This is a genomic window from Microbulbifer echini (assembly GCF_041447225.1).
Lineage (GTDB): Bacteria > Pseudomonadota > Gammaproteobacteria > Pseudomonadales > Cellvibrionaceae > Microbulbifer > Microbulbifer echini.
Genome location: NZ_JBGMEL010000008.1, coordinates 21,273 through 47,102 on the forward strand (window position 1 = coordinate 21,273; position 25,830 = coordinate 47,102).

21 protein-coding genes are annotated in these 25,830 nt (G+C 50.5%); 14 read left to right on the top strand and 7 right to left on the bottom strand.

Annotated elements, in window-relative coordinates:
* Positions 1 to 28 precede the first annotated feature (28 nt).
* Positions 29 to 1,417 (bottom strand): MFS transporter, encoded by a 1,389-nt coding sequence (locus tag ACCI51_RS09465; RefSeq protein WP_299587856.1) that lies wholly within the window; start codon positions 1,415 to 1,417, stop codon positions 29 to 31.
* A 717-nt stretch (positions 1,418 to 2,134) separates the two neighbouring features.
* Between ACCI51_RS09465 and ACCI51_RS09470 the strand changes: the two genes are divergently transcribed.
* Genes ACCI51_RS09470 through ACCI51_RS09480 form a run of 3 tightly spaced genes read left to right on the top strand, consistent with a single transcriptional unit; the run spans position 2,135 to position 5,494 of the window.
* Positions 2,135 to 3,712 (top strand): hypothetical protein, encoded by a 1,578-nt coding sequence (locus tag ACCI51_RS09470; RefSeq protein ID WP_371843396.1) that lies wholly within the window; start codon positions 2,135 to 2,137, stop codon positions 3,710 to 3,712.
* A 13-nt stretch (positions 3,713 to 3,725) separates the two neighbouring features.
* Positions 3,726 to 4,106 carry a hypothetical protein gene (locus ACCI51_RS09475; protein ID WP_299587861.1) on the top strand — a complete coding sequence of 127 codons (381 nt, stop codon included), beginning with the start codon at positions 3,726 to 3,728 and terminating at the stop codon, positions 4,104 to 4,106.
* Between the two features lie 8 nt (positions 4,107 to 4,114).
* Entirely contained in the window at positions 4,115 to 5,494 is a 1,380-nt protein-coding gene (locus ACCI51_RS09480; RefSeq protein ID WP_371843397.1) for a hypothetical protein, read from the top strand.
* 40 nt (positions 5,495 to 5,534) lie between these two features.
* Here ACCI51_RS09480 and ACCI51_RS09485 read toward each other — a convergent pair whose 3' ends face one another.
* Positions 5,535 to 5,927 (bottom strand): hypothetical protein, encoded by a 393-nt coding sequence (locus ACCI51_RS09485; protein WP_371843398.1) that lies wholly within the window; start codon positions 5,925 to 5,927, stop codon positions 5,535 to 5,537.
* A 539-nt stretch (positions 5,928 to 6,466) separates the two neighbouring features.
* Between ACCI51_RS09485 and ACCI51_RS09490 the strand changes: the two genes are divergently transcribed.
* The 3 genes from ACCI51_RS09490 to ACCI51_RS09500 all read left to right on the top strand — a co-directional run bounded on the left by ACCI51_RS09490 (position 6,467) and on the right by ACCI51_RS09500 (position 9,595).
* Positions 6,467 to 8,191 carry a hypothetical protein gene (locus ACCI51_RS09490; RefSeq protein WP_371843399.1) on the top strand — a complete coding sequence of 575 codons (1,725 nt, stop codon included), beginning with the start codon at positions 6,467 to 6,469 and terminating at the stop codon, positions 8,189 to 8,191.
* Between the two features lie 202 nt (positions 8,192 to 8,393).
* Complete coding sequence (locus ACCI51_RS09495; protein WP_371843400.1) at positions 8,394 to 8,831, top strand: MarR family winged helix-turn-helix transcriptional regulator; 438 nt, start codon at positions 8,394 to 8,396, stop codon at positions 8,829 to 8,831.
* 14 nt (positions 8,832 to 8,845) lie between these two features.
* A complete protein-coding gene (locus tag ACCI51_RS09500; protein WP_371843401.1) occupies positions 8,846 to 9,595 on the top strand; it encodes a siderophore-interacting protein in 750 nt (249 codons plus the stop codon).
* A 164-nt stretch (positions 9,596 to 9,759) separates the two neighbouring features.
* On the opposite strand, the gene ACCI51_RS09505 is transcribed toward ACCI51_RS09500, so the two are convergent.
* The gene (locus tag ACCI51_RS09505; RefSeq protein WP_371843402.1) at positions 9,760 to 10,305 is read right to left on the bottom strand and encodes a hypothetical protein; all 546 of its coding nucleotides are present in this window, start codon (positions 10,303 to 10,305) and stop codon (positions 9,760 to 9,762) included.
* A gap of 679 nt (positions 10,306 to 10,984) precedes the next feature.
* Between ACCI51_RS09505 and ACCI51_RS09510 the strand changes: the two genes are divergently transcribed.
* The 7 genes from ACCI51_RS09510 to ACCI51_RS09540 all read left to right on the top strand — a co-directional run bounded on the left by ACCI51_RS09510 (position 10,985) and on the right by ACCI51_RS09540 (position 21,781).
* On the top strand, positions 10,985 to 12,517 hold the full coding sequence (locus tag ACCI51_RS09510) for a type I restriction-modification system subunit M (protein WP_371843403.1): 1,533 nt from the start codon (positions 10,985 to 10,987) through the stop codon (positions 12,515 to 12,517).
* Between the two features lies 1 nt (position 12,518).
* Positions 12,519 to 13,778 carry a restriction endonuclease subunit S gene (locus ACCI51_RS09515; RefSeq protein WP_371843404.1) on the top strand — a complete coding sequence of 420 codons (1,260 nt, stop codon included), beginning with the start codon at positions 12,519 to 12,521 and terminating at the stop codon, positions 13,776 to 13,778.
* Entirely contained in the window at positions 13,775 to 14,464 is a 690-nt protein-coding gene (locus ACCI51_RS09520; protein ID WP_371843405.1) for a YecA/YgfB family protein, read from the top strand. The genes ACCI51_RS09515 and ACCI51_RS09520 overlap by 4 nt, the downstream gene beginning before the upstream one ends.
* Positions 14,465 to 15,336: 872 nt before the next feature.
* The gene (locus ACCI51_RS09525) at positions 15,337 to 15,957 is read left to right on the top strand and encodes an NHL repeat-containing protein (protein ID WP_143731529.1); all 621 of its coding nucleotides are present in this window, start codon (positions 15,337 to 15,339) and stop codon (positions 15,955 to 15,957) included.
* Positions 15,958 to 16,304: 347 nt separating this feature from the next.
* Positions 16,305 to 19,628 carry a type I restriction endonuclease subunit R gene (locus ACCI51_RS09530; protein ID WP_371843406.1) on the top strand — a complete coding sequence of 1,108 codons (3,324 nt, stop codon included), beginning with the start codon at positions 16,305 to 16,307 and terminating at the stop codon, positions 19,626 to 19,628.
* Between the two features lie 7 nt (positions 19,629 to 19,635).
* Complete coding sequence (locus ACCI51_RS09535; protein WP_371843407.1) at positions 19,636 to 20,427, top strand: M48 family metallopeptidase; 792 nt, start codon at positions 19,636 to 19,638, stop codon at positions 20,425 to 20,427.
* A gap of 49 nt (positions 20,428 to 20,476) precedes the next feature.
* Positions 20,477 to 21,781 carry a patatin-like phospholipase family protein gene (locus tag ACCI51_RS09540; RefSeq protein WP_371843408.1) on the top strand — a complete coding sequence of 435 codons (1,305 nt, stop codon included), beginning with the start codon at positions 20,477 to 20,479 and terminating at the stop codon, positions 21,779 to 21,781.
* A 64-nt stretch (positions 21,782 to 21,845) separates the two neighbouring features.
* Here the strand turns inward: ACCI51_RS09540 and ACCI51_RS09545 are convergent, their stop codons facing one another.
* Positions 21,846 to 23,525: an NAD-dependent malic enzyme gene (locus tag ACCI51_RS09545; protein WP_299587891.1), complete on the bottom strand. Its 1,680-nt coding sequence runs from the start codon at positions 23,523 to 23,525 to the stop codon at positions 21,846 to 21,848.
* A gap of 351 nt (positions 23,526 to 23,876) precedes the next feature.
* Between ACCI51_RS09545 and ACCI51_RS09550 the strand changes: the two genes are divergently transcribed.
* Positions 23,877 to 24,086, top strand: coding sequence for a hypothetical protein (locus tag ACCI51_RS09550; protein ID WP_371843409.1), 210 nt, complete (start codon positions 23,877 to 23,879; stop codon positions 24,084 to 24,086).
* Positions 24,087 to 24,234: 148 nt separating this feature from the next.
* On the opposite strand, the gene ACCI51_RS09555 is transcribed toward ACCI51_RS09550, so the two are convergent.
* The 3 genes from ACCI51_RS09555 to ACCI51_RS09565 all read right to left on the bottom strand — a co-directional run bounded on the left by ACCI51_RS09555 (position 24,235) and on the right by ACCI51_RS09565 (position 25,772).
* Positions 24,235 to 24,684, bottom strand: coding sequence for a GyrI-like domain-containing protein (locus ACCI51_RS09555; RefSeq protein ID WP_299587895.1), 450 nt, complete (start codon positions 24,682 to 24,684; stop codon positions 24,235 to 24,237).
* Positions 24,685 to 24,858: 174 nt separating this feature from the next.
* A complete protein-coding gene (locus ACCI51_RS09560; protein WP_371843410.1) occupies positions 24,859 to 25,242 on the bottom strand; it encodes a SpoIIAA family protein in 384 nt (127 codons plus the stop codon).
* Between the two features lie 395 nt (positions 25,243 to 25,637).
* Complete coding sequence (locus ACCI51_RS09565) at positions 25,638 to 25,772, bottom strand: hypothetical protein (protein WP_371843411.1); 135 nt, start codon at positions 25,770 to 25,772, stop codon at positions 25,638 to 25,640.
* Positions 25,773 to 25,830: the final 58 nt, after the last annotated feature.

A 25,830-nucleotide genomic window follows, 5' to 3' on the forward strand; every position in this document is an offset into this window, starting at 1 on the left:
TTCAGGCTTTTCATTTATGCCTTTAAAACTAAACCCTAAAGCTCCTCACGGAATCATTGCTGATAAAAAGTATTGAAACAGAAAATCCAATCAAGCAAAGAAAAGCGTCCACACTGAAAATTCGGAATATGCCAGTAGCTATATCAGGGGATATGGCCAAAATTGTAGCATTAACACCTAGTCCCAGCGCACCTCCTATATACTTAAACATATAAATAATTGATCCGGTACGACTTGACTCCCCTGGAGTTACCGCAGTAATAGCCGCGGTGATAATTGCTGGGCTATAAACGCCAATACTTGTTCCGACCAACAATAACCCAGGGAGATAAGCCACATAATTAACTTCCCCCTCCAAGTCTGAAAGCATAAATAATCCTGCGCACATTCCCAATGCTCCGCCACAAATTAATATCTTCGCCCCCAATTTTTCATGTAAGACTCCAGAAATAAGCGCAAAAACACCAGATGCCGCCATCAAAGGTAGCAAGGCAAAACCCGCCTGTAAGCTAGTATATCCATGTACCTTTATAAAAAGCTGAGGGATATAGAAGAGGGTTGAAAAGAAGGCAACGGCAACAAAAAGCATACTTAGCGCTGACGCCATAAAGCTGCGATTAACCAGCAACCTAACTGGCATCAACGCATTATCCTTAGTCCAAAATTCAATCAAAACAAAAGCGCTTAAAAACACGAATGAGAGGGCAAGAAGACTGGCGATAATGTTATTCCAAAATCCGATCTGCTCTATTTCATCCATTGCCAGCAAGAAACAAAATAGCGCCACAGAAAGAGTGAGCACCCCCAAATAATCTATACCTTTACTTGGCCTATTTACATTATCTGAGGGGTATTTACTCCAGCAAATAATCATAATCAAGATTGAAAGAGGTATATTGGAAAATAAAATCCAGCGCCAACTTAAGTAATCTGAAAATACACCACCAATCACTGGGCCAAACGCACTAGCTAATCCAGTGACGGCCAAAATCAAACCCCCAGTCTGCCCCGCACGCTCTTTGGGCATTAAGCTATATGCCATTCCAAGAATGGACGCCCACGCTAAAGCACCACCAACCCCTATAAAAGCACGCGACAAAAGTAGCAACCACACCTTTTCTGCCATACCGCCCAAAAGAGAAAAAACAGCGATGACTGCAATACCAATTAGAAATATTCTTTTCCGCCCATATATATCTGCAAGATTTCCGCTAGTAACTATTAATACGCCAAAAACAAGAACATAGGTATTGACAAGCCAATGACCTACCGCAATACCAACTGAAAAAGATCCCTCAACTGAAACTATTGACGTGGAAAAAGCAGAAAAATCATTACATACTAGAAACACAGCAAGTAAAAGAACAAACAGCCCCCAATAATGTAACGCTGAAAGTGACCCCCTAGTTGATTCCATAAGTTATTTCACAAGATGAATTTTTGATCGCACGGAAAATGTTGTAGCTTTCAATGTCAACTGTAACATTCAACGCCAATAAAACCTGCAACACTCCCCTGAACTACAAGATACTCAACATTTCGGCAAAAGTGCGACACATTTTAGTTACACTTTGCGCCATAAGTCTCGCCTAAACTCCAACACCCTGCTGCAATGAATACGATCAAATTTGAAACGAGGACCATTAAGCAAAAACCCTGATGCTTAATCCTTTTTTGAGGGAGCACCTGAAACAAGCAATGCATAAACTTACCAGCTGACTAGCGCCACAAAACTCAAAAAAAATGTGTGTAGCTTACGATACCCTTCTAATGATAACGGCAGTCATTCCAAAACACCTTTCTATAGATGCTTACCGGAAACATCGACCTTATAATAACTGTCCATTGTCTCTATATTTATTATCTTTAATGGCAACTTGCTGTAATAAACTTGTGAGTAGAGGTCTCTCATTACGAGAATTAATACTATAAAAACCATATTCAGATAATGCTCAACTCAAAATAGAACAAACATAGCTTAAAAGATATGGTTCAACCTTGAATTAAAACAACACACAAATAAGATAAACAATAACAAACAATTAGAATAAAAAGCAGAAACACCATGATTTACTACTATATCCTTTCCTGAACTGAGAAAAACTGATCCAATCCACGACCCAAGGAGGCCTGGATGCCACAGCCAAATGTGCGTCCCAGCGAGACTTATTTAACCCTATTAAGGTCTCAGTTCGATTTACTGCCAGCTTACAGGGTTCAAAACCCTGCCCTTCATAGATTATTTCGGGAAGCACTGGCGATTCAAAAATCGCTCCTGACCTTCTCCTGGAGCCAGCTAGAGCAGCAGGCACGCCGATGCCTAGGGTTGGGGTATGCCGAGTTTCGCGGCTTACAAAGCCGCGGAGACAAATCATCGATGCTGCAACAGATCGACCATCGGATGGGATTGGAATTTCTGTTTGTATTACGCGGTATTGCCATCAGCGACCGTCGTGATCAATTTGCAAATAATTTTGAAGAGGGTCTCCAACAGAGCGATCCCAGCGGCCGACTCGACAGGCTATTGACAAAGGCTGAAGAGATGGTGGGCGCGGAAATCCCCGAAAGTACCGTTGAACGATTGCGGGCAAGATTGGCAGGCATCGAGACAAGAGCGGATATCCAGGCATCCATGGAGAGGCTAGCAAATGGTGAGACGGACAATATCGGTCTACTCGACGCCTATCTTCCCAATAAAAATAAGTCCTTAAATCCAGGTCTGGCAACCCACACCGATGCTGTAATTATGTGCCTTAGCCGGGGCCTGCTGGCCTTGGCGCATGCCCAGTTTAATAACGCCTTGAAGGCAGGGGAGCATAAACCTGGATTTTCAGCGGCTGACATCCGCGAAGTGAAAAGTGTCACGCATGCATTTTCCAGTTTCCTGCAGGGGGGGCAAAAGCAGGTTTACAGTGCGCTCTTGGTTGGAGATCCACAGAACATCACAAACGCCTCACTATTATTTGCCGGAGAAATCGAGAGAAGATTACCGGCACTCGCAGGGGCTCAGGCGGCGATGCACACTGTCATTCAGGCGCTTTTACAGAGAAATAGCGGCGGCTTGGCAGAGCGGCTCGGGGATATCGCGGTCGACGCTCATTTTCTAACCCGCAAGGCCATTGCCTGTCACACAGCCTGCTACCGGCTTGCCGCCAGCGCTTGCGGCCTGGACACGCCAAAAGATATCAGGGATCTGCAGAAAAACATCGCCTCCATATCCTTTACCACCCCCCTTCCCAATGGCAAGAATGTGGAACTTGCTAAGCTGAACAACGATTTTGAGGGGGAGTTTGTTGAGGTTCGGGGTTTTATACAGGAGGTCACCTCTCCACCCCAAGAAGGTGGCATGCTATTAAGCCATCTCAAGCTGCAAGACCCCTCCAGCGGTGCCGAAGCGAATGCGGTGGTGCGCTTCTCTCACCTGCCTCACGCGGGTGTTACCAAGGGTGCTTTTTGTAAACTCAGCGGTACGTTTAAGAAAAGCTCGAGCCTGCTGAGCGGTAGGCCCGGCGTGGAGGTAGACGCATTAGCACTGGCCGACCTCGGTAAAAATAGCTTCGATGTCGCTTTTATGCGGCTGGCAAATCGCTGGTTCCAACCCTGGCGAAGCAATGCAAATCTTTATTGGTCTCTTGGCGCCCAAAGTGCCGACGGCAGTGACGTGGCTGCCCAGGGTGCCGCAGAGCTGCTCTTTACCCCGTTGATACGCTAACAGGAGATTCACCATGCCACCGGATGACGGCTGTTTATCGGAACAGGAAAGTGTCGAAATCAAACTGTTAGAGCTGGAGGTGTTGCTCGCGATGGCACAACTGGCTAAGGCTGAGTGGCACGCTGCCAAAGAGGCTGTGCGAGCTGAATGCCTGGAGACCGCTATTCCCAGCCTTCCCAACCTGCATCAAAAAGATGAAATGGACATGCCTATTGAGCCCATGGATCACGCGGTGGCCGAGTGTATTGAAACGCACCCCGATGTCTTTGCCGCATGGGATATTTTTGAACAAGTTGCGCTGGAACTTGAAGTGGAGCTGGAAGACATGCACGGCTTGCTTGATGAGTGGAAGTCTTGCTCACATGCGCTCCACGGAGGAGCGCCTCTCAGGTAATTCACTGAATGCGGTTTATTGCCAACTTACGTCGTCAAACCCTCGATGCTTTCGCCAGCCATCTTGTCTCAGCTGATGGCTACCTGCTATCCGCCCATCGCATAACAAATCCCAACCTGCAACTGGCTGTTGAGGTGCGCAACAGGGGCCTGCCACTCTTTGCCGATAACGGCACAAAGCAGCTGATCGACTCGGTCATTGCAAAGTTTTCACAAAGCGCCCGAGCAGTGACCCTCGAGGTCAAATTGCTGCGCCGTCAGCTCGGCCACCTTCCCCGCGGTCGTGAAGTTCCACTCAGCCTGCGCAAACAAGCAGACGCCCTGGCCGAATCGGTGCTTACCGATTGCACCGAACGTTCGGAGTCTATCGACACCAACCAGCTGATTCAACGCCAGCTCTCTATGAACCCCACTGACCTGATCGCCCAGGAGGATTTCACCAGTACCTGTTTGGTAGCCCTGGACCTGGAACGCGAGATCACCGGCTGGAGCGTGGAGCGCATCGCCGCGCGTAACCGTCGCAGTTTAAGACTCTGGCAAAAGGTAGCCGAGCACCGTTTATGCCAGGGGCTCACAACGTATGCCGTACTGAGTGCAATGGATTACAACACCGCCCGCCATGCGGGGCAACTCGCCGCAGAGGCCGGTGTATCATCGGCAGCCATGGGGCTGGCCGGCGTTTGTGGCGATCTCAACGCGACAGACTTTTACGTGAGTGGCCGGGCCTCATTTAAGCTTGCTCGGCCAGTTCCGCGCCGTTATGTGCGTCTGGCACAAGTGCTCAAAGGTATCGCAGAGGGGTATCGTGATCGCAACGCAACCCTGCAAAGATTTCACTGCCTGGGCCTGGGCGCTCCATCGTTACTGCCGATTGCCGCCGCGGCCCTACCGGCAGAAACAACGGTCACCGCAGATGCCACCAGCCCTATCCATGCCGCGGCAAAAGACCGGGTACTTTACGATCCGGAAAACTTCGGCGACCGAGCCAGCACCAAAGAGATCGTTGAGCGTATTTTGAATGGCGGCAGCTGGCCATTTCTCAGCCCTTTCACAAAGTCCTTTAAGCAAAGATTTGGTCACGACCCTGAGGGCGCCCGGCGCTGGTGGACCACACTCGGGAATCCGAGTATTTCAAGAGAAATTTTGCGCGAACCCAGCGATCTGACCTCGTCACTGCCCTTATTTTGCGAAGCAGACCAACAGGTTCGACCAATCGCCCGAGATACCTGGATCGCCCACAATCACTGGGTTCTCGGTGAACTCACTGAAGGCCGTAGTGGGCCACAAAGACGTGAATTTGCCCACCGAATTATCGATCACTGGCTGGATGGCCCTTTAACCACCACCAGCCGGGGCCTTGGCGTCGCTAAAAGAATTCTTTTGGACTAAGCCCCTGAAAGAGAAAAATCAACTATAAAAATGGTTTTCGTTATCGGGCCGATTTTATCGCGAGTGCCGCAACAACACCCCACACCCAGTTAAAGAACAATACAAAAACTGGAGTAAGTATTCCTAATTCAAACCCGGCTATCCCGCTGCCAGTCATCATTGGGAAAACGACAAATAGCTGAAAAACCGAAGGCAGTAAACTCAAGATGGCCCCTTTTAACAGCAAATTTGATGACTTAAAAGGAAGGAAGAAAAACAGTCCCCAAATGCCGCCCCAGACAATCCTTGGGTAGAGCCATTCAGCAGATAAGGCGGGAGCAATAGAAACACCAAGGGCAGCAGTAATACCAAGGACCCCAAATAGCCAAACCATTAAGCTATTTGCCAAAGCGCCCAAGCAGCCCGCGGCAAAGAAAATCAGTAGTTTTTTCATTTTTAATCTCTGGGTGCCAAATAGCGGAATTCATCACTTACATCTCCCCCCCCAAAATAGCAAATATTCAAGCCCACCTACGTAAAAATTAACTCTGAACAGTCGTACTTTTCAAAATACAACGATGATCGGAATAAGCCGCACAGGAAAATAGACTTATATAGAACCAGCAAATGAAAGGGCTCACCCCTTTGATCCTTTCCGCCTCCAGACCAGAGACTCTAAATGGCACCTCATGCTTTTATGAATAAATCTCGATTTTCAAAACGCAAAACAAACTTATCTTGAATACCATTTTGTACCAATTAGCAGTGCGCAAAAGCCTCTATTAGGCGCTCAAATATAAATATTTTGAGCGACATAACCTCCAAGTAAGAAAACATTTTCAAAGTGAGAACCAAGCCCTCAACTGATCGGATTGGCAACCTGCCGCGACAGAAAATACCTATCATTTAATCCAATGAATTCCTGTAATACACAAGTGGTACATTTATGGTGCTTGGCACCAGAAATTAAAATCAAAATAGGAATACGTACTGATGAAAGTACCTGTAGTAGGAATGCTATACCCGATTTTTTTAGGATTGGCGATACATTCGACCAGTGCAAATGCGCAGTCTTTTGATGAAAGCGCGTATCAAGATAGGCAACTGCAATATATTGAGGAGGGGGTTTCTTCCACCAATGATACCGCTGTAGTCCTACAGGCGTACACTGGCGATGAACTTAACTGGGAAGCACTGAACAAGAACTTGGATGTCCTGCGCAATGGCGGGAAGAAGAATTCAGACTTCACTCTTACCCGGCTGATTCGCATCCTGTTTTTCCGCCCGGAAATTAAAGACGAACTATTTGCCGCCCTGGACGGATACCAATTCTGGTTCAAAGAAGGTGGCACTGGCGATCATGTCTTCGCCTCAGAAAACCATATGATTATGTACACCTCTGCCCAATATCTCCTGCAGGAGAAATACGGAGTATTTGAGGATGACAGAACTTATAAGCGCTTAAAACGCTACCTGGAAGTAAAAAATCAATATGGCTTCTATGAATTTTACTCCCCGGTCTATTACCCCTACACCCTATCCGCGTTACTTAACTTGGTGGATTTTTCCGAGGACGCAGAAATCCGCGAACTGGCCACAGGGGCTGCACAGCGCCTGCTGCAAGACATATTGCTGGTTACCAATGACCAGGGCATTCTTTTCTCAGCCGCCGGCCGCAGTAATGACGGCTACCGCAGGAATGGCTCCGGGGGCAACATCAACCGCATCATTTACCTGTTAACGGGCCTGGGCAAAGAGTCAGTAAGAACCCCAAGCCCCGCAGGGGTAATGCTGGCCACCTCCGGCCTGGAGATTAGCGACGAAGTCTTCGAGTATTTCGGTAAAGACCTGAATATGAATTACTCGGTAGGCCACTCTCTCGGCGATGCCAGAAACAGCCTCTATGCCGACTTCCCCCGTGAAGAGCGCGTCCCCTTCTACTGGAGCCAGGGCGCCTACTTCCATCCCGATGTCGCCGCCGACACCGCCTGGTTTGCCAGCAAATATCAGCTTGAAGGGTATGAAGGCCTGAAAGCATTCGATCAATTCCTGGGGCTCTCTGAAGCCGCCGCCCCCGCCGCCGCCAAAGCTGGCGCCGTGTTCAGTCGCAGCTCGGTGCTCTCCAGCGCAAACTTCTCCATATACAAGGATGGCGGTGTGATGATGCATTCCATCCAAAATTACTGGGGTGGCCGCCAGGGTTACCAGCAGACTCCCTGGATTGCCACCACCGGCACCCAATCAGTCTGGGCAAAGGTTGGCGATGGCAATAGCACCATGCAGAACGATCATCTGCCCAAGATCAAGCAGGTCAACAATGTCGCGGTGATCCAGTACAACCCCTACCCGGAAATTGAACTGTTCCACTCCGGCGGCTCCAACGTGGCCCTGCAATGGCCGGAAGGCTTTGAAGAGGAAAAACGCAGCGGCAATTGGAAGTTTGGCAAGGAAGACGATGGGTATATCGCCGTGCGTTATCCCTGCGGCAATGGCGACTCCAACACTGTCACCTGCGACTGGAACGAGCAGACCTGGGTAGTCATTATGGGAAGCGAAGCGCGTTACGGCAGCTTTGAAGCCTTTAGCCAAAAGGTGCTCAATGAAGTCAGCTACGATGCCGACTGGGAATGGCACGGCTCTTTCTGGAAAGGCACGTTGAAATATGTGTACGACTCAGACGTCAAGTTTGATGGAACCGATATCAGCTTGACCTGGTAATTCCGCGCTCAGTTACTTTCGGGGAGGGTCCCCTCCCCGAAAGCCTCCACTCCCTTAGCAATAACCCTCACCAATCAATCCCAAATTGCATTACCCAGAAAAAGTCCCCCAAGCCAAGAGATAAAGCCGCATCAATCTAGTTGACTCTATCAACCAAAAAACATAAAGTTGACAAAGTCAACCAAGCAACGATGAGTTCATAGTGGCCTATCCCGTTAATGAAGCCTTACATCAACTGATTCACGCCTACAAAAGGCGGCTACGCACAGCCACTCAAGCGCAGAGAATAGACCTTCCGGTTAATCACCTTCGCGTGCTTAAGGGGGTCTGCAAGTGCCCCCAGAGTACCGCCCGCTCAATTTCGCAGCGAATGAACCAGGATAAGGCCCAAGTTACACGGGTACTGAACGAACTGACGCAGTCCGGGTTGATCGAGAAGGCTGAAAATCCGAACGATCGGCGCAGTCAGTTTCTTATTCCCACAGTGGCAGGGCAGCGAACCCTCGAAAAAGTGAACGCCCTGGAATCAGAAGTTGCAGGCGAGATGACCCATAACCTCAGTGACCAGGAACTCAAAGTGTTTACCCATATCGCCAATGTCATGATTCAAAACTTGGCCGAAGATTCCGCCAAAGACTAGGAGATCCCAATCCAATGGCTGACAAACGCACATATGAATTGACTGTCGTACGCCGTGTAAAAGTCTCAGAACACATGTTACGAATTACTTTGGGGGGCAATACACTTGAGTCCTTTCCCTCAAACCAGGAAAGTGCCTACATCAAATTCGTTTTCCCGCAGGGCGCAGGGGAACGACCGCTGATGAGAAGCTATACCATCAGACATCAAAGAGAGACGGAAATCGATATCGATTTCGCTTTGCACGATCACCAAGGGCCAGCCTCAAACTGGGCGGTGAACGCACAGCCCGGTGATCGGATCTTGATTGGTGGACCTGGCCCCAAGAAACTTATTAATCACCAGGCAGACTGGTTCCTACTCGCCGGCGATATGACTGCCCTGCCCGCCATCAGCGTTAACCTCGCTGAACTGCCCAGCACGGCCAGTGGGTTTGCCGTTATAGAAGTGGCAAGTGAGTCAGATATTCAGGACTTGGTACATCCAGAAAACCTGCAACTGCACTGGGTAATCAACCCCACCCCCACTGGCGCGCTTCTGCTCCCCAAGATTCAAACCCTACCCTGGATGAAAGGTCAACCCGCCATCTGGGCCGCTTGCGAGTTCGGCAGCATGCGTACTCTGCGAAAATTCTTTAAGCAGGAGAAAGAAATTTCCAAGAACCACATTTACATATCCAGCTACTGGAAACTCGGGCAATCGGATGAAGGGCATAAGATTGCAAAAAAGCGGGATAATGAACAGACTGCGGGGATGGATAAATAGCGCTCTTTCTTAGCGATGGCTTTGCCGATGGGAAACGGTTGGCATGCTGTAGATATTAAAAAGACCAGCGCGCAGAATGTACTGTATTTTGATTTCTCTACGGCATGGATGCCGAGCAAGAAACGACAGGGAGCCTTTTCGGTATGCTGCAAAAGAGCTGTATTTTACCCTGGCCTATCCAACCGATACCAATAATCGGCAATAAAGCCCCGCGCATCCACCTGTAGAGCTTGCCGGGATATTTCAGGTACTGCATTTTTACAATGCCACGCAAATATGGTCGCCCGCCCCGTCACTACCGCCGGAATGGCTGCCGATGCCGGATTGCTCTTGCAGTAAGCCGCGATCGCCTCGCTCGGCGCCCGAGCCGTGTCCGCTTTTTCTTCACAAGGAAGGTTGGCACCGGCAAAGCAGGCATAGACAGCGCCATCCATACAACGCCAGAAAGTGCCCCCCGCAACCCAATCCCTCGGGGCAGCCGCAGAAATACCCGCCGCCTGGTAAATACCCGATAACACCATCTGTGGTTTGGCCGGGCCGATATAGGGCTCCTGCGGATTATCCGCATTGACTACTGCCCTGCAATAGCGAACAGGATCGTTAAAAGAGCCCAAATAGCGGCCTTTTTCCTGTTCCGCAGCCGCTAAACCCACAGCACAGCAAAGCCAAAGAATCAGGCTCAAAAGTCGATATTCTTTTCGTCGAAGCATTTTTAACCCCAGTCCCAAGATTGAACGGCACCGTGAAATGTGTCAGGCCGCTAAAAGGTAGCGCTATCTATAGGATTATCCACCATGATCTAGCGGCCCCAGGGCTATCGCCGGTCACTCAAAAAACCTGGGGCACCTATAAATCAATCCGTAACACCTCTAAAAGACCCGCAGAGGCATTGCCAAATAATTCCAAGCCCCCTCACAACATCCACAAGTCACTCCATTCCGCGCAGAGCCACCCATTGTTGCTGACGGGCCCGCACTAACCGCACACCCAAATACCCTTGACGTCTCCTGGCAGCTAAATCACCATCGCCACCATTCACGACCAAACCAGGGCAGAGCAATCCAGGGGCAGTACGACATCCCGCGCTGGCTTCACCTTATAGAACGGGACTTATAGAGCAGCCCCCAATCTCCAGCAAGTGCGCCGGATGGGTTGAGGCCCGGCGAACAATGAATCACCGCGGCGCACTGGAGTGCACTCCACCACCCAACCCAATACCCGGTAACCCTTAGCGAGCAGTTAAAGCGTGGAACCAAGGGTATAATGTGCGCCATTGCCCAAAAACAGACAGACAGCATCCAAGCGACAACACCTGTAGCAATGCCAGCGCAAACCGAATTCGATTGGGCCACAGCGCCCCAGCAGTACACAAAGGACAAAAAGCATCCCATGAGCAGCAATAGCGCCGCCGAACAAATCAGCCAGGACAGTATCAACAAAGCCCTTTGGAATGCCTGCGACACCTTTCGCGGCACCATCAGCGCCGATACCTACAAAGACTTTATCCTCACCATGCTGTTCCTCAAGTACATCTCCGATGTGTGGCAGGACCACTACGACGACTACGCGGAAGCCTACGGCGACGAGCCGGAGCTGATCGAAGAGATGATGAAGAGCGAGCGCTTTGTCCTGCCGCAGAGTGCCAGCTTCTACACCCTGTACGAACACCGCCACGAGCCCGGCAATGGCGAGCGCATCGATCAGGCCCTGCACGCCATCGAAGAGGCCAACGGCACCAAGCTCAAAGACGCCGGCAAGAGCGTGTTCCAGGACCTTACCTTCAATACCGACAAGCTGGGTGAGGAAAAGCAGAAGAACACCATTCTGCGCCACCTGCTGGAAGACTTTGCCAAAACCGAGCTGAACCTGCGCCCCAGCCGCGTGGGCAACCTGGATGTGATCGGCAACGGCTACGAATACCTGATCAAGAACTTCGCCGCCAGCGGCGGCCAAAAGGCCGGCGAGTTCTACACCCCACCGGAAGTGTCCGAGCTGATCGCCGAACTGCTCGACCCCCGCCCCGGCGACCGCATCTGCGATCCTACGTGCGGCTCCGCCTCCCTGCTGATGAAATGCGGGCGCAAGGTGCGGGAACACCACAACAGCAAACAGTACGAACTCTACGGCCAGGAAGCCATCGGCTCCACCTGGTCTCTGGCCAAGATGAATATGTTCCTGCACGGCGAGGACAACCACAAAATCGAATGGGGCGATACCATTCGCAATCCCAAGCTGCTGGACAAAAACGGCAACCTGGACCTGTTCGATATCGTCACCGCCAACCCGCCCTTCTCCCTAGACAAATGGGGCCACGACGAAGCGGGCAACGACCCCTTCGGCCGCTTTCAGCGCGGCGTGCCGCCAAAAACCAAGGGGGACTACGCCTTTATCCTGCATATGATCGAAACCCTCAACCCCAAGAGCGGGCGTATGGGCGTGGTGGTGCCCCACGGCGTGCTGTTCCGGGGCTCTGCCGAGGGCAAGATCCGCAAGCAGCTGATTGAGGAAAACCTGCTGGACGCCGTGATCGGCCTGCCGGAAAAACTCTTCTACGGCACCGGCATCCCCGCCGCCATCCTGATCTTCGCCCGCGACAAGCAGGACGACAGCGTGATGTTTATCGATGCCTCGCGGGAATTTAAAGCGGGCAAAAACCAGAACCTGCTCACCCAGGACAATATCGACAAGGTAGTGGCCACCTACCGCCAGGGCGCCGATCTGGACAAATACGCCTATGTGGCCAGCCACAAGGAAATTCAGGAAAACGACTACAACCTGAATATCCCCCGCTATGTGGATACCTTCGAAGAGGAAGAGGAGATCGACCTGCTGGCAGTGCGCGCCGAGCGGCAGCAGCTGAAAGCGCAGTTAAGCGAGCTGGAAGGGGAAATGGAGCAGTATTTGCAGGAGTTGGGTTTTTAAAATGAAATCTAACTATTTTGAAACAATCCCAAAACACTGGAAACTAACTAAATTTGGAGATGTAGCAAAAATAACTTGTGGTGTTGCAGCAACTCCAGAATATGTAGATTCATCAGTAGGGATACCGTTCTTGTCGGCAAGAAATGTCCAAAATGAGCGACTTTCTCTAAATTTTTTCCAGTACATACCCTTGGAGCTTCACAGAAAATTAACTAAAAATACTAAGCCCGAAAAAGGTGACGTACTTTTAACTCGTGTAGGAGCTGGTATCGGAGAGGCCGCTCTTATTGATATAGATTTTGAATTCAGCGTCTATGTAAGCCTAACACTTATTAAATGCAAAAAAGAATTGCACAGTAATTTTGCAAAACTATTACTAAACACTAATTACTATCGATATTTAGCCACAAGAGATCAATTCGCTGGGGGAGGCGTTCAGAATCTTAATGTTCAAATGGTAAAGGAATACCCAATCCCTACCCCTCCAATCCCCGAACAAAAAAAGATCGCCCAAATCCTATCCACCTGGGATAAGGCCATCGACACCAGCGAAAAACTGCTCGCCAACAGCCGCCAGCAGAAAAAGGCCCTGATGCAGCAACTGCTGACCGGCAAAAAGCGCCTGCGGGATAAGAATGGGGTTCGGTTTAGTGGGGAGTGGAAATTAAAGAAATTATCTGAAATTTGCGACTTAAACCCCAGAAAGGCTGATGAACCTTCCGATGGTTTAGTATCTTTTATTGCAATGGACTCTGTATCTGAAGATGCCAAAATCAAGCGACAAGAAGAAAGGAAATATATAGACGTTAGCAAGGGGTTCACATCATTCATTGATCACGATGTGATTGTGGCAAAAATTACACCATGCTTTGAAAATGGAAAAGGAGCATATGCAGAGGGCCTAAAAAATTCCGTCGGCTTCGGTAGTACTGAATTTCACATCCTAAGAGCGAAGCAAGGCATTAGCTCGAAGTACATATACTACATAACAAATACATCTGAATTTAGAATTCGCGGAGAAGCTAACATGCAAGGATCTGCGGGGCAAAAAAGGGTAACTACAGATTATCTGAAAGGTCTAAAATTATCCTTACCCTCATCCCCAGAAGAACAGCAAAAAATCGCCGCAACCCTATCCAGCGCCGACCGGGAAATCGAAACCCTGCAACAAAAACTCGACTGCCTAAAGCAGGAGAAAAAAGCCCTGATGCAGCAGCTGCTCACCGGCAAGCGCCGGGTCCAGGTAGAGGAAGCCCAATGACATTTAGCGAAACCCTCGATCTCGATACACCCATCAGTGAAGCCGATCTGGAATTTATTGAGGACGTGCTGCTCAAATACGGCAACGACGATTCGGTGCTGGATATCTGCGAACTGGACGGTTTTCTCACCGCCCTGGTGTCCGGCCCGGAAATGATTCCCCCCAGCCGCTGGTTCTCCGCCCTCTGGGGCGGCCCCGGCAATGAGCCGGAGTGGCAGAGCGAGGAGGAGATGCAGCGCTTTACCGCGCTGCTGTTCCAGCTGATGAACAGCAATGCCATGATGCTGGTGGAAACCCCCGCAGAGTTCAGCGCCCTATTTCGTATCACCGAGCAAGAGGGCGAAGCTCCCTTCGCCATCGTCGAGGAATGGTGCTTCGGCTATATGCGCGGCGTCGACCTGGGCCAGTGGCCCAACCTGCCCGCAGAACTGGATACCCAGCTACAAGCCATCGCCCTACACGGCCGCGAGGAACACTTCGATCACCTCGGCACCCTCACCGATACGGAGCATCAGCACAGCGTCAGCCAAATAGAACCCGCCGCCCGCGCCCTGCACCGTCACTGGCTGCAACAACGGGCCCCGGAACTGTCGCCAACCCCTCACCGAGCAGACCCCAAAACCGGCCGCAATGACCCCTGCCCCTGTGGCAGCGGTAAAAAGTTTAAACGCTGCTGTTTGCATTGATAGCGGCAATACACGGCCCCGCATAAAATAGAGAACTCTATCCCGCTGAACAGAATACGCTGTACTTCAGATGTCCTGTGAACACATCTTAGAAGCGCCCAATCGATACCTATAGGGTCCGGGCTCAGCGTATTCTTTCCCTTCCTCTTTCCAGCAACTGCTCCTTTCCTAATCGGCGAAAACACATCGCCCAAATGCCAACTTTTAAAAACCCATCGCTGGGGCAAATCTATTGTTGACAATTCCGTGGCTGCCGCTCCAACCAAAAAATTCACGACACCCTCCCCGCAAGATCAAATTAATTGATACACGCGCCACGGCGACAACCTATTAATGCCGACCCAACTGACTCGCAATTATTTAATTCCTCTAAATTACTTTGAGTTGGCAGACCACTTCCAAAATGGCGCCAACCACCGGTAGGAATCCCCGCCCTTTTAACGAAGGAGGATATTAAATAACAGACCTTTGCTTTAAGATCGCTTGCAACAACTGATTAGGAGGTTTTTATCAAGCCGAGAGGCTAGCTCTATTTTAAACCCAGCTCTTTCGTGGGCAGAAATATAGCCTGCAAAAAAGCCTCCATCTCACTTTTTGCAGCAATAGCCGCCACTGGATAGATAGCACCCAGCGAATGGAAAATAAATAAGCCAGCACAGTATCAGTCTTTGCTGGAAAGTGCTAAGCGCATATAAAAACTTTCCCTTTCAAAAGGCTGCACATTCTTCTTGCCTGAAAATTGTCAACAAAATGACACCAAGGCTCCAGCTGGCTTATTGATTAATTATCCAGTGCATTCATTTTAAGCCTTCATATTTTGGTACCCCGAAGCATCAGAAAACCCTGATCCCAAAACCCAAAGGAGAATAACCATGGAAATGCAATTTAAAGACAGAGGATTCCTCTCAACGTGGCATTTAAATATGGTCACTTTTGATAGAGAAGATAACCTGTGGTGTGTGGGCACTTCGAATAATATCGGAAAGTGGAATTCAAGAACTTTTGGCCTCGTTGACAAAAAAGAGTACAACCAATCCTGGGATTCCAAGATGATTGCATTTGATAAGTCAAATGCCATGTGGAGCGTTGGGACTAAAGGTAATCTTGCCAAGTGGAATACCACCACTGGAGCCTGGGAGGAACCGGAGATTAAAAAGCCCTGGCCCCTAAAAATGATTGCCTTCGATAACTTTGGAGTAATGTGGTGTGTAGGCGCCGACGGTAATGTAGGTCAATGGAACCCCATTGACGGCAAGTGGGATGATCAGGGTGATCTCGGCGGCTGGAAACTGGATTGGATTGCCTTTAGGCCCGGTGACCCAAGAAATGATATCTACTGCGTGGGAACCGAGCACAACCTGGGACTTCACGATCCCAAATTCCCGAATGACACTTTCCATATCGCCTCCAATTTTGAATGTAAAAGCCTCTTTTTCCATGAAATATTTGGATATTGTATCGGTACTGAAGGCAATATGGGTGTCTCAATTTAATAGGCACTAGCTTTAGCGACTGGATAATATCCACACGCTAATTACAGCCCCGCCCAAGGAGTGCCTTTCTCACTTCTTGGCGCGGTGCAATACTCACAAGGCCAATAATCCAGCAGTGAGATAAGCACTCCGCTACCCAGTGCAATACCCCTACCAGGGACTCCCCAACCCCAAAACCACCAGCCAGCAAAGCAACGGCTAACCATCAGCTTCCAACCTCACAGTGCTCGAACCAACGCCGCTTGCGGCACAGCCTCGCAAGCAGCGAGCTGGGCAATAGCCCCTTTCCACTTGCTCCACAGCCCGGAAACAGAGACACTTTTATCCCAATAAAAACGGATTTCCCTTTGGAGATAGGCATTACCGTGGAAATGGATTACACAGCAGTACCAAAATTCCAAGAAGAATACGCCGCAAAGATCCCCGCCCTGGCCCTGTTATGCAATCTGGGTTGGTCGTTTTTACCACCCGCCGAGGCCAACCAAGCCCGCAGAGGGCGCCAGGACCAGGTGGTACTCACCGAAGTACTGCGCCGGGAGCTGGGCAAACGGACCTTCCATTTCGCCGGTAAAGAGCAGCCGTTCTCACAAAAATCCATCGACCACCTGATCGGCATAGTGTGCAGCCCGGCGCTCAATAAAGGGCTGATTGCGGCCAACGAAGAGCTGTACAACCATCTGCTCTACGGCATTTCGGTGACCGAGTTTGTCGATGGCAAAAAAGCCACCCCCACCATTGCCCTGATCGACTGGCACACCATCGACAACAATCACTTTGCCTTTACCGAGGAATTCAGCGTAACCCGCGCCAGCGGCGTAGAGAGCCGCCGCCCGGATATGGTGTGTTTTGTCAATGGTATTCCCTTGGTGGTGGTCGAGGCCAAGCGCCCGGATGGCAAGAAAGGTCCCTCTATCGACGAGGGCATTTCCCAGAGTCTGCGCAACCAGCGCCACGATGAAATTCCGCAACTGTTCGCCTACAGCCAACTGTTATTGTCGGTCAACGGCGCTGAGGGCCGCTACGGCACCTGTAACACGCCGGCAAAATTCTGGGCGGCCTGGCGCGAGGAAGATATCGCCGATGGGGAAATGCTGGCGATCAAAAACCGCCCCCTTTCCAGCGAACAAATCCAAACCCTGTTTCAACAGCGCTCCCCGGCGGACCTGGACTGGTACCAGACCCTGATCGCCGGCGGCGAACTGGCCCTGGGCGGCCAGGATCGGATGCTAATCAGCTTGCTATCGCCCCAGCGACTGCTGGAGATGGTCCGTTACTTCACCCTGTTCGATAAAAAGGCCGGCAAAATCGTCGCCCGCTACCAGCAGGTATTCGGCATCAAACGGCTCTTGGAGCGCATTGCCCAACGCGGCAATGATGGTGCGCGGGAGGGCGGCGTTATCTGGCATACCACCGGCTCCGGTAAATCCTTCACCATGGTGTTTTTAAGCAAGGCGCTGATCTTCCAGCCGAGTCTCAAACAGAGTCGCCTGATTATTGTCACCGACCGGGTGGATCTGGAGCGCCAGCTCAGCAATACCTTTGCCAGCGGTGGAGAACTGGCGGGCAAGAAAGATAAGGAAGCGGCGATGGCTACTTCCGGCAAGCGTTTGGCCCAGCAGATTGGCAGCGGCAATGAGCGCATTATCTTCTCGCTGGTGCATAAATTTACCGGCGCCACTGCCCTGCCGGAGTGTTGCAACGACAGTGCCGACTTGATTGTGCTGATCGACGAGGGCCACCGCAGCCAGGGCGGCGAAAACCATATCCGTATGCGCCAGGCCCTGCCCAATGCCGCCTTTGTGGCCTTTACCGGCACGCCCCTGCTGAAAGACGACAAAACCACCAATAAATTCGGCCCCATAGTCCATGCCTATACCATGCAGCGGGCGGTGGAGGATCGCACCGTAACCCCACTGCTGTACGAAGAGCGTATCCCGGACCTAAATGTTAACGAGCGCGCAATTGACCGCTGGTTTGAGCGCATTACAGTGGGGTTAAGCGAGGAGCAGCAGGCGGATTTAAAACGCAAGTTTGCCCGCAAGGGAGAGATTTACACTGCAGACGATCGCATTCGTCTGATTGCCACCGATATCGCCACCCATTTTGTGAAAAATATCGATGCGGGCTTAAAAGGCCAGTTGGCCTGTGACAGCAAGGCCGCCGCCATCCAATACAAAAAATACCTGGACGAGGCCCAGCAGCACTGGCCAGAAGCGCAGAAATTTGAGTCGGCGGTAGTGATCAGTGCACCGGATACCCGCGAGGGCAACGAGGCGGTAGATGAGTCCTCCATGCCTGAAGTGGTGAAGTGGTGGAAGGACAATGTGGGCTCGCAAAATGAACAGCGCTATACCCAGGGAGTGATTGAGCGCTTCGATAAAGATGACTCCCTGAAACTGCTGATTGTGGTAGACAAGCTGCTGACCGGGTTCGATGAGCCCAAGAATACCGTGCTGTATATCGATAAGCCGCTCAAGGAACACAACCTGATCCAGGCGATCGCGCGGGTCAACCGCCTGCACCCGGATAAAAAGTTCGGCCTGCTGATCGATTACCGGGGCATCCTGGCAGAGCTGGATACCACCATGCAGAAATACCAGGATCTGGCCGCACGCACCCAGGGCGGCTACGACATCGACGATATCACTGGGCTCTACAGCCCCATGAGCAGCGAGTACAAGCGCCTGCCCCTGCTGTATAAAAACCTTTGGGGCATTTTCGCCGGCGTAAAAAATAAGCAGGACACCGAGCAACTGCGTCAGGTGATAGTGCCCAAAATTGAACAGCGCAATGGTGAATTGGTCGATATAAACCTAAAAGTGCGCGAGGACTTCTACGAGGCACTCACCCACTTCACCACCTGCCTGAAAGTAGCCCTGCAATCCGCCACCTTTTTCGAAGACAAAACTTTTAGCGATAGTGATCGCCAGCACTATAAACAGACGGTTAAAGAGTTCGCCAAACTACGCCAGTGGGCGCTACAGCAAACCGGAATCTCTGTGGACTATGACCAATACGCAGCCCAGGTAAAAAACCTGTTGGATAAGCATGTGGTGGGGGTAGAAATCTTAGAGCCCGAGGGTAAATACGAAGTCAATAAAATGGGCAAGGCGGAGCGGCCTGAAGATTGGGGGGAGGACAAAACCCGCAACGAAACCGATATTATTAAAACCCGCGTAACCCGTATGATCGAACAGGAGTTGCGCGACGACCCCTATGCCCAGGAAGCCTTTTCCAAGTTACTGCTGCAAGCGATTGAGGCGGCGGAAAAACTGTTCGATCACCCACACAAGCAGTACTTACTGTTCGAAGCGCTGGAAGCCCAGGTAAAAGCCCGCAACCTGGATGAAATCCCCAATGCCTTTGCCGATAACCGTCATGCCCAGGCCTATTTTGGTGTATTCAAGAAAAGCCTGCCGGAGGTTTTCGCAGTTGGCGATAGCCAGGTACAGGATAAGTGGATCAAACTGGCCTTCGAGATCGACACAATGGTTACCCAGTCCGTAATGGAACACTCCATCAGCCCGCAAAATATTGAGAAGGATATCCATAAAAAATTGATGCCCAAATTATTTATGGAGTGTAAATCCATCGGCAGTGGTATGGTGCAGGCCAAGAAAATGGTGGAGATGATCCTACAGATCACCCGCGTTGGTTTAAGCGGAGACTAATCCCGGCATGAATGTGCCTTTTACTTCCCCCCAAAATAACCCCAACTCCCGGCAACTGAGCTTTGCCTATGGGGATGAGCGCATCACTTTTGAATGCCAGCCCCGCTCCCAGGCCAATGGGCGAGTGCTGATCAAAGTGCACCCCGACTGCCGTGTAGTGGTCAGCGCACCCGAACCTATCGATAACGATGCGGTATTAAAAGCGGTAAAAAAACGCGGGCGCTGGATTTACCAGCAGCTGAGGGATTTCCGCAAAGCGCTGGAATATTTAACGCCACGGCAATATATCAGTGGCGAGAGCCACTTCTATCTGGGCAAGCAATATCTGCTGAAAGTCATTGAGTCTGAAGACACCCAACAGCAGGTGAAATTACTGCGCGGCAAGCTGGAAGTATCCGTGCGTAAAAAAGATCCCGAAAGAGTGCGCCTGCTTTTGGCCGAATGGTACAAGGTGCGCGCCAAAGAAATTTTTCACCGCCGCCTGGATGCGCTATTGGAGCAGACCCTATGGGTCTCCGGGCGTCCACCCCTGCGCACCCTCAGCATGAAAACCCAATGGGGCAGCTGCTCCCCCCAGGGGCGTATCACCCTCAACCCCCATCTGGTAAAAGCTCCGCGCCAGTGTATCGACTATGTGATTTTGCACGAGCTCTGCCATATCGCCGAACACAACCACAGCGAGCGATTTTACCGTTTAATGAATCAAGTGATGCCCAAGTGGGAAGGCACGAAAAACAAGCTGGATACTATGGCGAATTTGATTCTGGGTGATCCCCTGCCCCACTCTTTTAACCGATAATATTTTTAACTTTCGTATGGAATCGACCGCCACTTCAGGGAAAGATCAAATGAGTAAAACAGCGTGGGTGACCAGTGCTATCTCCCAAGCGGATACCCTTTGGCAAAATTCGCGGAAATCGATCGAAGGTAAATCCTTTAGCGATGTACAGGATGCCGATGGGCTCCAGTATGTGGATCTGGTAATGGAAGGCGGTGGCATGCTTGGCATTGCCCTGGTGGGCTACACCTATATCCTTGAGAAGGCTGGCATTCGCTTTCGCAAAGTTGCGGGTACTTCCGCAGGGGCCATCAATGCACTTTTCCTGGCCGCCGCCGGAACCCCAGGCTCATGCAAAAGCGAGAAGCTCCTGGAAATTATGGCCAAGGCGGACTTTGCCAGCTTTGAAGATGGTGAGCTTTATGCGCGCAAAACGGTGCAGCGCCTCCTCAAAGGCCGGGGGGTATTTACCAACCTGGCACTACATCCATTTGACTCCCTGCGTACCTGCAGGCAACTTTTACGTGACAAAGGCTTGAACCCGGGAGACACCTTCACCCGCTGGCTTCAGGAAGAGTTGCGTCAACTGGGTATCGCCAATACTGCGCAGCTGTATCGACGTATCAACCAATTTCCCACACTACTTTACCAGGGTGAGCCCGACCCGCAGGTGGGCGCTGCTGAAGTGGCACTGGTGGCCGCAGACATTACCACGGAGACCCGTGCGGTGTTTCCAGCCAAAGCGCCACTTTATTTCGCCGACCCCGACAGCGTCAATCCCGCGGAGTATGTGCGGGCCTCCATGTCAGTGCCGGGCTTTTTCAAGCCCTACACGGTAAAAAATATTCCCCAACTGAACCAGTGCCACTCTATAGTCGAAAATTGGCGCATCATTAAAGGGATCGGCGACCCCGAGCGCTTTTTCAAAAATGGGTTTCCTCAGGAGGTAGAGTTTGTGGATGGTGGCCTGGTATCTAATTTTCCCTTCGATATTTTCCACAAGCCCGGCGGCACGCCAAAGTTGCCTACGTTTGGCATCAAACTGGAGGTGGACCACTATCAGCCCAAATCCAACGGGATGGGCCGTTTTACGATGGGACTGATCAATACCTGCCGCAACATGCTGGATAACCATGTGCGCGCCAGCCTCAATGCGGAATACCATGCATTGGTGAAGGAGATCGCCATTGAGCCCATGGCAAGCGGCAAGCGCCCGCATTGGCTGGATTTCGCCATGCCCGGGGAGCACTGCGAGCACTTGTTTGTATCGGGAGCCAAAGCCGCCACCGAGTTTTTAAGCAGCGGCTTTCACTGGAAGGATTACCTAGTACTGCGCCAACCTGAAGTTTTCTACTCCGGCGAGCAGCTGGCCTGAAAAAAACCGGGGCCTAATCGCGCCCCGGTATAGGTATAGATATAGATACCGTAGAAAACGAAAATCAGAAAGAGCGACGGCGGTAGCTGCGGTAGTTCGCTTGCCAGAAATTGCGCTTTAAGGATTTCTCCAGCTGCTCATGGCTTACCTTGGGTGCCACCCCATCAAGTTGTGCCTGAGCAGCTACGGCACGTGCGATCTGTTGGCTCACTTCGCGGATATCGTTGAGATCTGGCAGAAGTGCGCCCACCCCTTCTTTGACCACCGGCGCCTGTTCCGCCAGGGCATTGGAGGCGGCCATCAACATTCCCTCCGTCACCCGGGTGGCATTAGCAGCGATAACGCCAAGTCCAATGCCAGGGAAGATATAGACATTATTGCACTGGGCCACGGCGTGATGGTGGCCATCGATATCCACTGCAGCAAAGGGGCTGCCAGTAGCGACTAGCGCTTCCCCCTTGGTCCAGGTCAAGATTTCTGCCGGGGTCGCTTCCGCGCGCGAGGTGGGGTTCGATAGCGGCATTACCAATGGGCGCTCGTGACCTTTCTGTAGCGACTCGATTACAGCCTGAGTAAACAGTCCACCCTGGCCGGATACACCGATAAGAATACTCGGTTTAGCCTGGCCAATCAGGCTCTCCAAGTTCGATTCTGCAACACTCTCAAAAATATCCGGGGCCTGAGCCAAGGCGGCCTGAAAGTCGTGCAACCCCTTCATGTCCGAGGTGACTAATCCGTAACGGTCAAACATGAAAATACGTGCGCGGGCCTCCTTATCGCTCAGCCCCGCTTGCACCATGGCGGTCACCACCTGCTCGGCAATACCACAACCGGCGGAGCCGGCACCAACAATCACAACTCGCTGGGCCGTAAGTGGCTCCTGCCAGGTTTTGCAGGCGGCCAGAAGAGTACCCAGAGTGACAGCAGCCGTTCCCTGAATGTCGTCATTAAAACAGCAGAGCCGATCCCGGTAGCGCTGTAACAACGGCATGGCATTGGTCTGGGCAAAGTCTTCAAACTGCACCAATACCTTGGGCCAGCGGCGCTGCACCGCTTCAATAAACTGCTCCAGGAATTCGTCATACTCTTCCTGGGAGATACGCTCATGGCGCCAACCCATATACATGGGATCCCCCAAAAGAGTGCGATTGTTTGTGCCCACATCCAGGGTAATCGGCAGTGTGTAGGCTGGGCTGATACCACCACAGGCGGTGTACAGGGATAACTTACCGATGGGAATCCCCATACCGCCAATGCCCTGATCCCCAAGCCCCAAGATACGCTCACCATCGGTAACCACGATCACCTTAACGTTTTCTTTGGTGGCGCTGCGCAATATGTCGTCCATATGCTCGCGATCTGGGTAGGAAATAAACAAGCCGCGGTGATTGCGGTAGATACTGGAGAATTCTTCGCAGGCGGCCCCCACGGTGGGGGTATAAATGATCGGCAACATTTCATCAATGTGGTGCTCGATCAGATAAAAGAATAGGGTTTCGTTATCGTCCTGGATACCCCGCAAATAAATATGTTGCTCCAGTCCAGTCTTACATTGCTGAAACTGGTAATAGGCGCGCCGAGCCTGCTCCTCAATGGTCTCGACATTGTTTGGCAGAAGGCCCGCCAAATTGAACTCAAGCCTCTCCTCCAGAGTGAATGCACTGCCTTTATTCAACAATGGCATTTCCAGTAAGGAGGGGCCGGCATGGGGAATGTACAATGGGCGCTTTTCGTTGTTACTCATAGACCTGCTATTAATCCGATACAGTGGACGAGATATATTGCGCAAGGAATTTTCAGCCTGACTAAATCAACCAAATTGAGTCAGAAAATTGCGCAAACCTGCCAGTCCAGGGGGGAATAAAGACTATCTAGTGTTTTGCGATATAACAAGACCTACCCTCTTCTCCGGCAAGCCCTGATTAATGCTATCCACCTATGCTAGCTGCATTTTCGTCGCTGTTCCCGCTAGAGGTACAGAAATGGGCTTGTAGGAATTCTCACCAACAAAGTCACCCAGGGACCTACAAGTTGAAGAATCTACACCCGCCAACATTAGCTTCCACGCCGTACAGTTCCTGAGAAAAGGCGAAAAATGGGTGGTGAGCAATTAGAAAAAAATGTCGAGATAGGAAAAGCCAATCAGCAGACACACACCATCGACATACAGCGTCTCAAAACAGTAACTAGTTCAGCTCAACAAAATTTGGACAGCAGGCGCATGGACCTTTCTGTCTATTTTGGCAAGTCACATGTCCATATTGACAAGCCCGATATTATGCCAAACGGTTCAGCGATTGAGTGAAAGGAGCCCCGGTGAGATAGAGGGGACCCCCAGGTCTTCTAACCAATACTCCCTAGCAGGTCAGTATCAAGATACACCGTATCGCGACTTTTAAAGTAGCCACAGATTTATCCAGAGATTCCCCGCTAAACAGAACTTGTTTAGCGGGCTATTTGATAGAAATAGACACTGTTATTTTATTTGGCCCCATATAGTGCTCAAAGTCTGTCGTGTAAGCACGTTCGTGAGGGCACTCCGGTGCAGAAAAGTAGTTCCACACCTCACCCCACAAATCGATAACAGCTTGTGGCATTTCTCCCTCCGCAGAAAATACTAAGTACTTTCCTTCCCGGATATGCACTGATTGGAAGTCCTCGGACATATCTGTTGAGAGCAGATCCGAGCAAGCATACACATCAAACATCCCGCTATAATCTGTTTCGTAGTTGGTATACACCCCATAGACCTGGGGAGTACCCCGAAAGTTTGGTACTGCTTCTGCGCTAAACCTCGCCCACAGCGGAGCAATTTGTGCCGTTGCTGGATTCGCTTCATCTTCGTTTTTTGTTCTTGTGCGAAGCCCCACCAAATCGAAGCCTAAAATTTGTTCAACGACCATAATAACCTCGGTATATCCTCATTATTAATTTATTCGTAATCTGACAGTCACCTGAGAGCACTTGTAGCAGTTGATTCCTCATCAGCCTGAAAGTCAAGAGTAGCGCCTTCCGCCTTAGATATCATTGGTTTGAACCACAAAACGCACAATAATTCCATTGTTACGTCATTGGTGCTAATCAGAGCCATTCGGCGCATACTGCTCAAGAAAATGGATAGCTTCTTCACGCTGTTCCAGTGAGAAACACCTTATATCGATATTGCGAAAGATTTTATCCTCCAATCGAACAATTTTTTGCAACCACTTTTTATCAGTTAAAATTGCTGCTGCAGAAATATTCGAAACTCCCACATCCAACAAATACTTGAACTTTTTTGTCAACGCCGAGATTTCCAGTCCTTGAAAAGATTCAACCTCCTCATAAATAGTGATATTTCCGAAATGCTCACCAAGAGACTTCGCCTTAATCAGAGCTTCAGAGACATCGCTCTCCGTAATTTCTCCAGATATACTGAACCCAAGGGCATTGGGTATGCCAATATCTATGGCTTTGATCATAAAAACATTCCTAGTTTGGGTGGACATAGATTCCGATTAAATCATCAATGAAGACATTTCGAGCATTTATTTCACAAGGCCGCCAAGCAAGATATAGAGATGTTATAAGACGCATAATTATTCGATATATCCATGCAATAACTGAGTGATACCGGCATTAACTGGCAGGACGATCTTAATTTTTAATAATTTCCATAGACATGCACTGCCTTGCAAAAATCTTCAGCTTGAGCCTTAACCGCCACTCACACACTATAATTAAACTTACGAAAAGGTTAAGACATATCTACAGAACCATGCCTTAAATACAATCTTCTTTGAAGGCTAAAGATCATACAATTATTTTGAATTATTGAAATCTAAAAAAACTATAAGCCGATTACTGCAAGCAATCACTAATCTGGATCATAGTTCGCACTACCCCAAGCATTATTGATTTCATCCACTTGTAGCTGAGCATTAAAGTGCTCCCAAATAATACCGATGACGTCCTTTTCTTTCGTGGAGGCGGCAGCATCAGGATCTTCCAACCCAACTACCTGAGAGCGCCTGGGAGCAAGCTCTGCACTTCATACAAGCGCTGTAGTC

What these genes read in the sequence shown, in the direction of transcription:
- ACCI51_RS09465 (WP_299587856.1), bottom strand. Translation starts at nt 1,417, where the DNA reads ATGGAATCAACTAGGGGGTCACTTTCAGCGTTACATTATTGGGGGCTG.
- ACCI51_RS09470 (WP_371843396.1), top strand. Translation starts at nt 2,135, where the DNA reads ATGCCACAGCCAAATGTGCGTCCCAGCGAGACTTATTTAACCCTATTA.
- ACCI51_RS09475 (WP_299587861.1), top strand. Translation starts at nt 3,726, where the DNA reads ATGCCACCGGATGACGGCTGTTTATCGGAACAGGAAAGTGTCGAAATC.
- ACCI51_RS09480 (WP_371843397.1), top strand. Translation starts at nt 4,115, where the DNA reads ATGCGGTTTATTGCCAACTTACGTCGTCAAACCCTCGATGCTTTCGCC.
- ACCI51_RS09485 (WP_371843398.1), bottom strand. Translation starts at nt 5,927, where the DNA reads ATGAAAAAACTACTGATTTTCTTTGCCGCGGGCTGCTTGGGCGCTTTG.
- ACCI51_RS09490 (WP_371843399.1), top strand. Translation starts at nt 6,467, where the DNA reads ATGAAAGTACCTGTAGTAGGAATGCTATACCCGATTTTTTTAGGATTG.
- ACCI51_RS09500 (WP_371843401.1), top strand. Translation starts at nt 8,846, where the DNA reads ATGGCTGACAAACGCACATATGAATTGACTGTCGTACGCCGTGTAAAA.
- ACCI51_RS09505 (WP_371843402.1), bottom strand. Translation starts at nt 10,305, where the DNA reads ATGCTTCGACGAAAAGAATATCGACTTTTGAGCCTGATTCTTTGGCTT.
- ACCI51_RS09510 (WP_371843403.1), top strand. Translation starts at nt 10,985, where the DNA reads ATGAGCAGCAATAGCGCCGCCGAACAAATCAGCCAGGACAGTATCAAC.
- ACCI51_RS09515 (WP_371843404.1), top strand. Translation starts at nt 12,519, where the DNA reads ATGAAATCTAACTATTTTGAAACAATCCCAAAACACTGGAAACTAACT.
- ACCI51_RS09520 (WP_371843405.1), top strand. Translation starts at nt 13,775, where the DNA reads ATGACATTTAGCGAAACCCTCGATCTCGATACACCCATCAGTGAAGCC.
- ACCI51_RS09525 (WP_143731529.1), top strand. Translation starts at nt 15,337, where the DNA reads ATGGAAATGCAATTTAAAGACAGAGGATTCCTCTCAACGTGGCATTTA.
- ACCI51_RS09535 (WP_371843407.1), top strand. Translation starts at nt 19,636, where the DNA reads ATGAATGTGCCTTTTACTTCCCCCCAAAATAACCCCAACTCCCGGCAA.
- ACCI51_RS09540 (WP_371843408.1), top strand. Translation starts at nt 20,477, where the DNA reads ATGAGTAAAACAGCGTGGGTGACCAGTGCTATCTCCCAAGCGGATACC.
- ACCI51_RS09545 (WP_299587891.1), bottom strand. Translation starts at nt 23,525, where the DNA reads ATGAGTAACAACGAAAAGCGCCCATTGTACATTCCCCATGCCGGCCCC.
- ACCI51_RS09550 (WP_371843409.1), top strand. Translation starts at nt 23,877, where the DNA reads ATGGGTGGTGAGCAATTAGAAAAAAATGTCGAGATAGGAAAAGCCAAT.
- ACCI51_RS09555 (WP_299587895.1), bottom strand. Translation starts at nt 24,684, where the DNA reads ATGGTCGTTGAACAAATTTTAGGCTTCGATTTGGTGGGGCTTCGCACA.
- ACCI51_RS09560 (WP_371843410.1), bottom strand. Translation starts at nt 25,242, where the DNA reads ATGATCAAAGCCATAGATATTGGCATACCCAATGCCCTTGGGTTCAGT.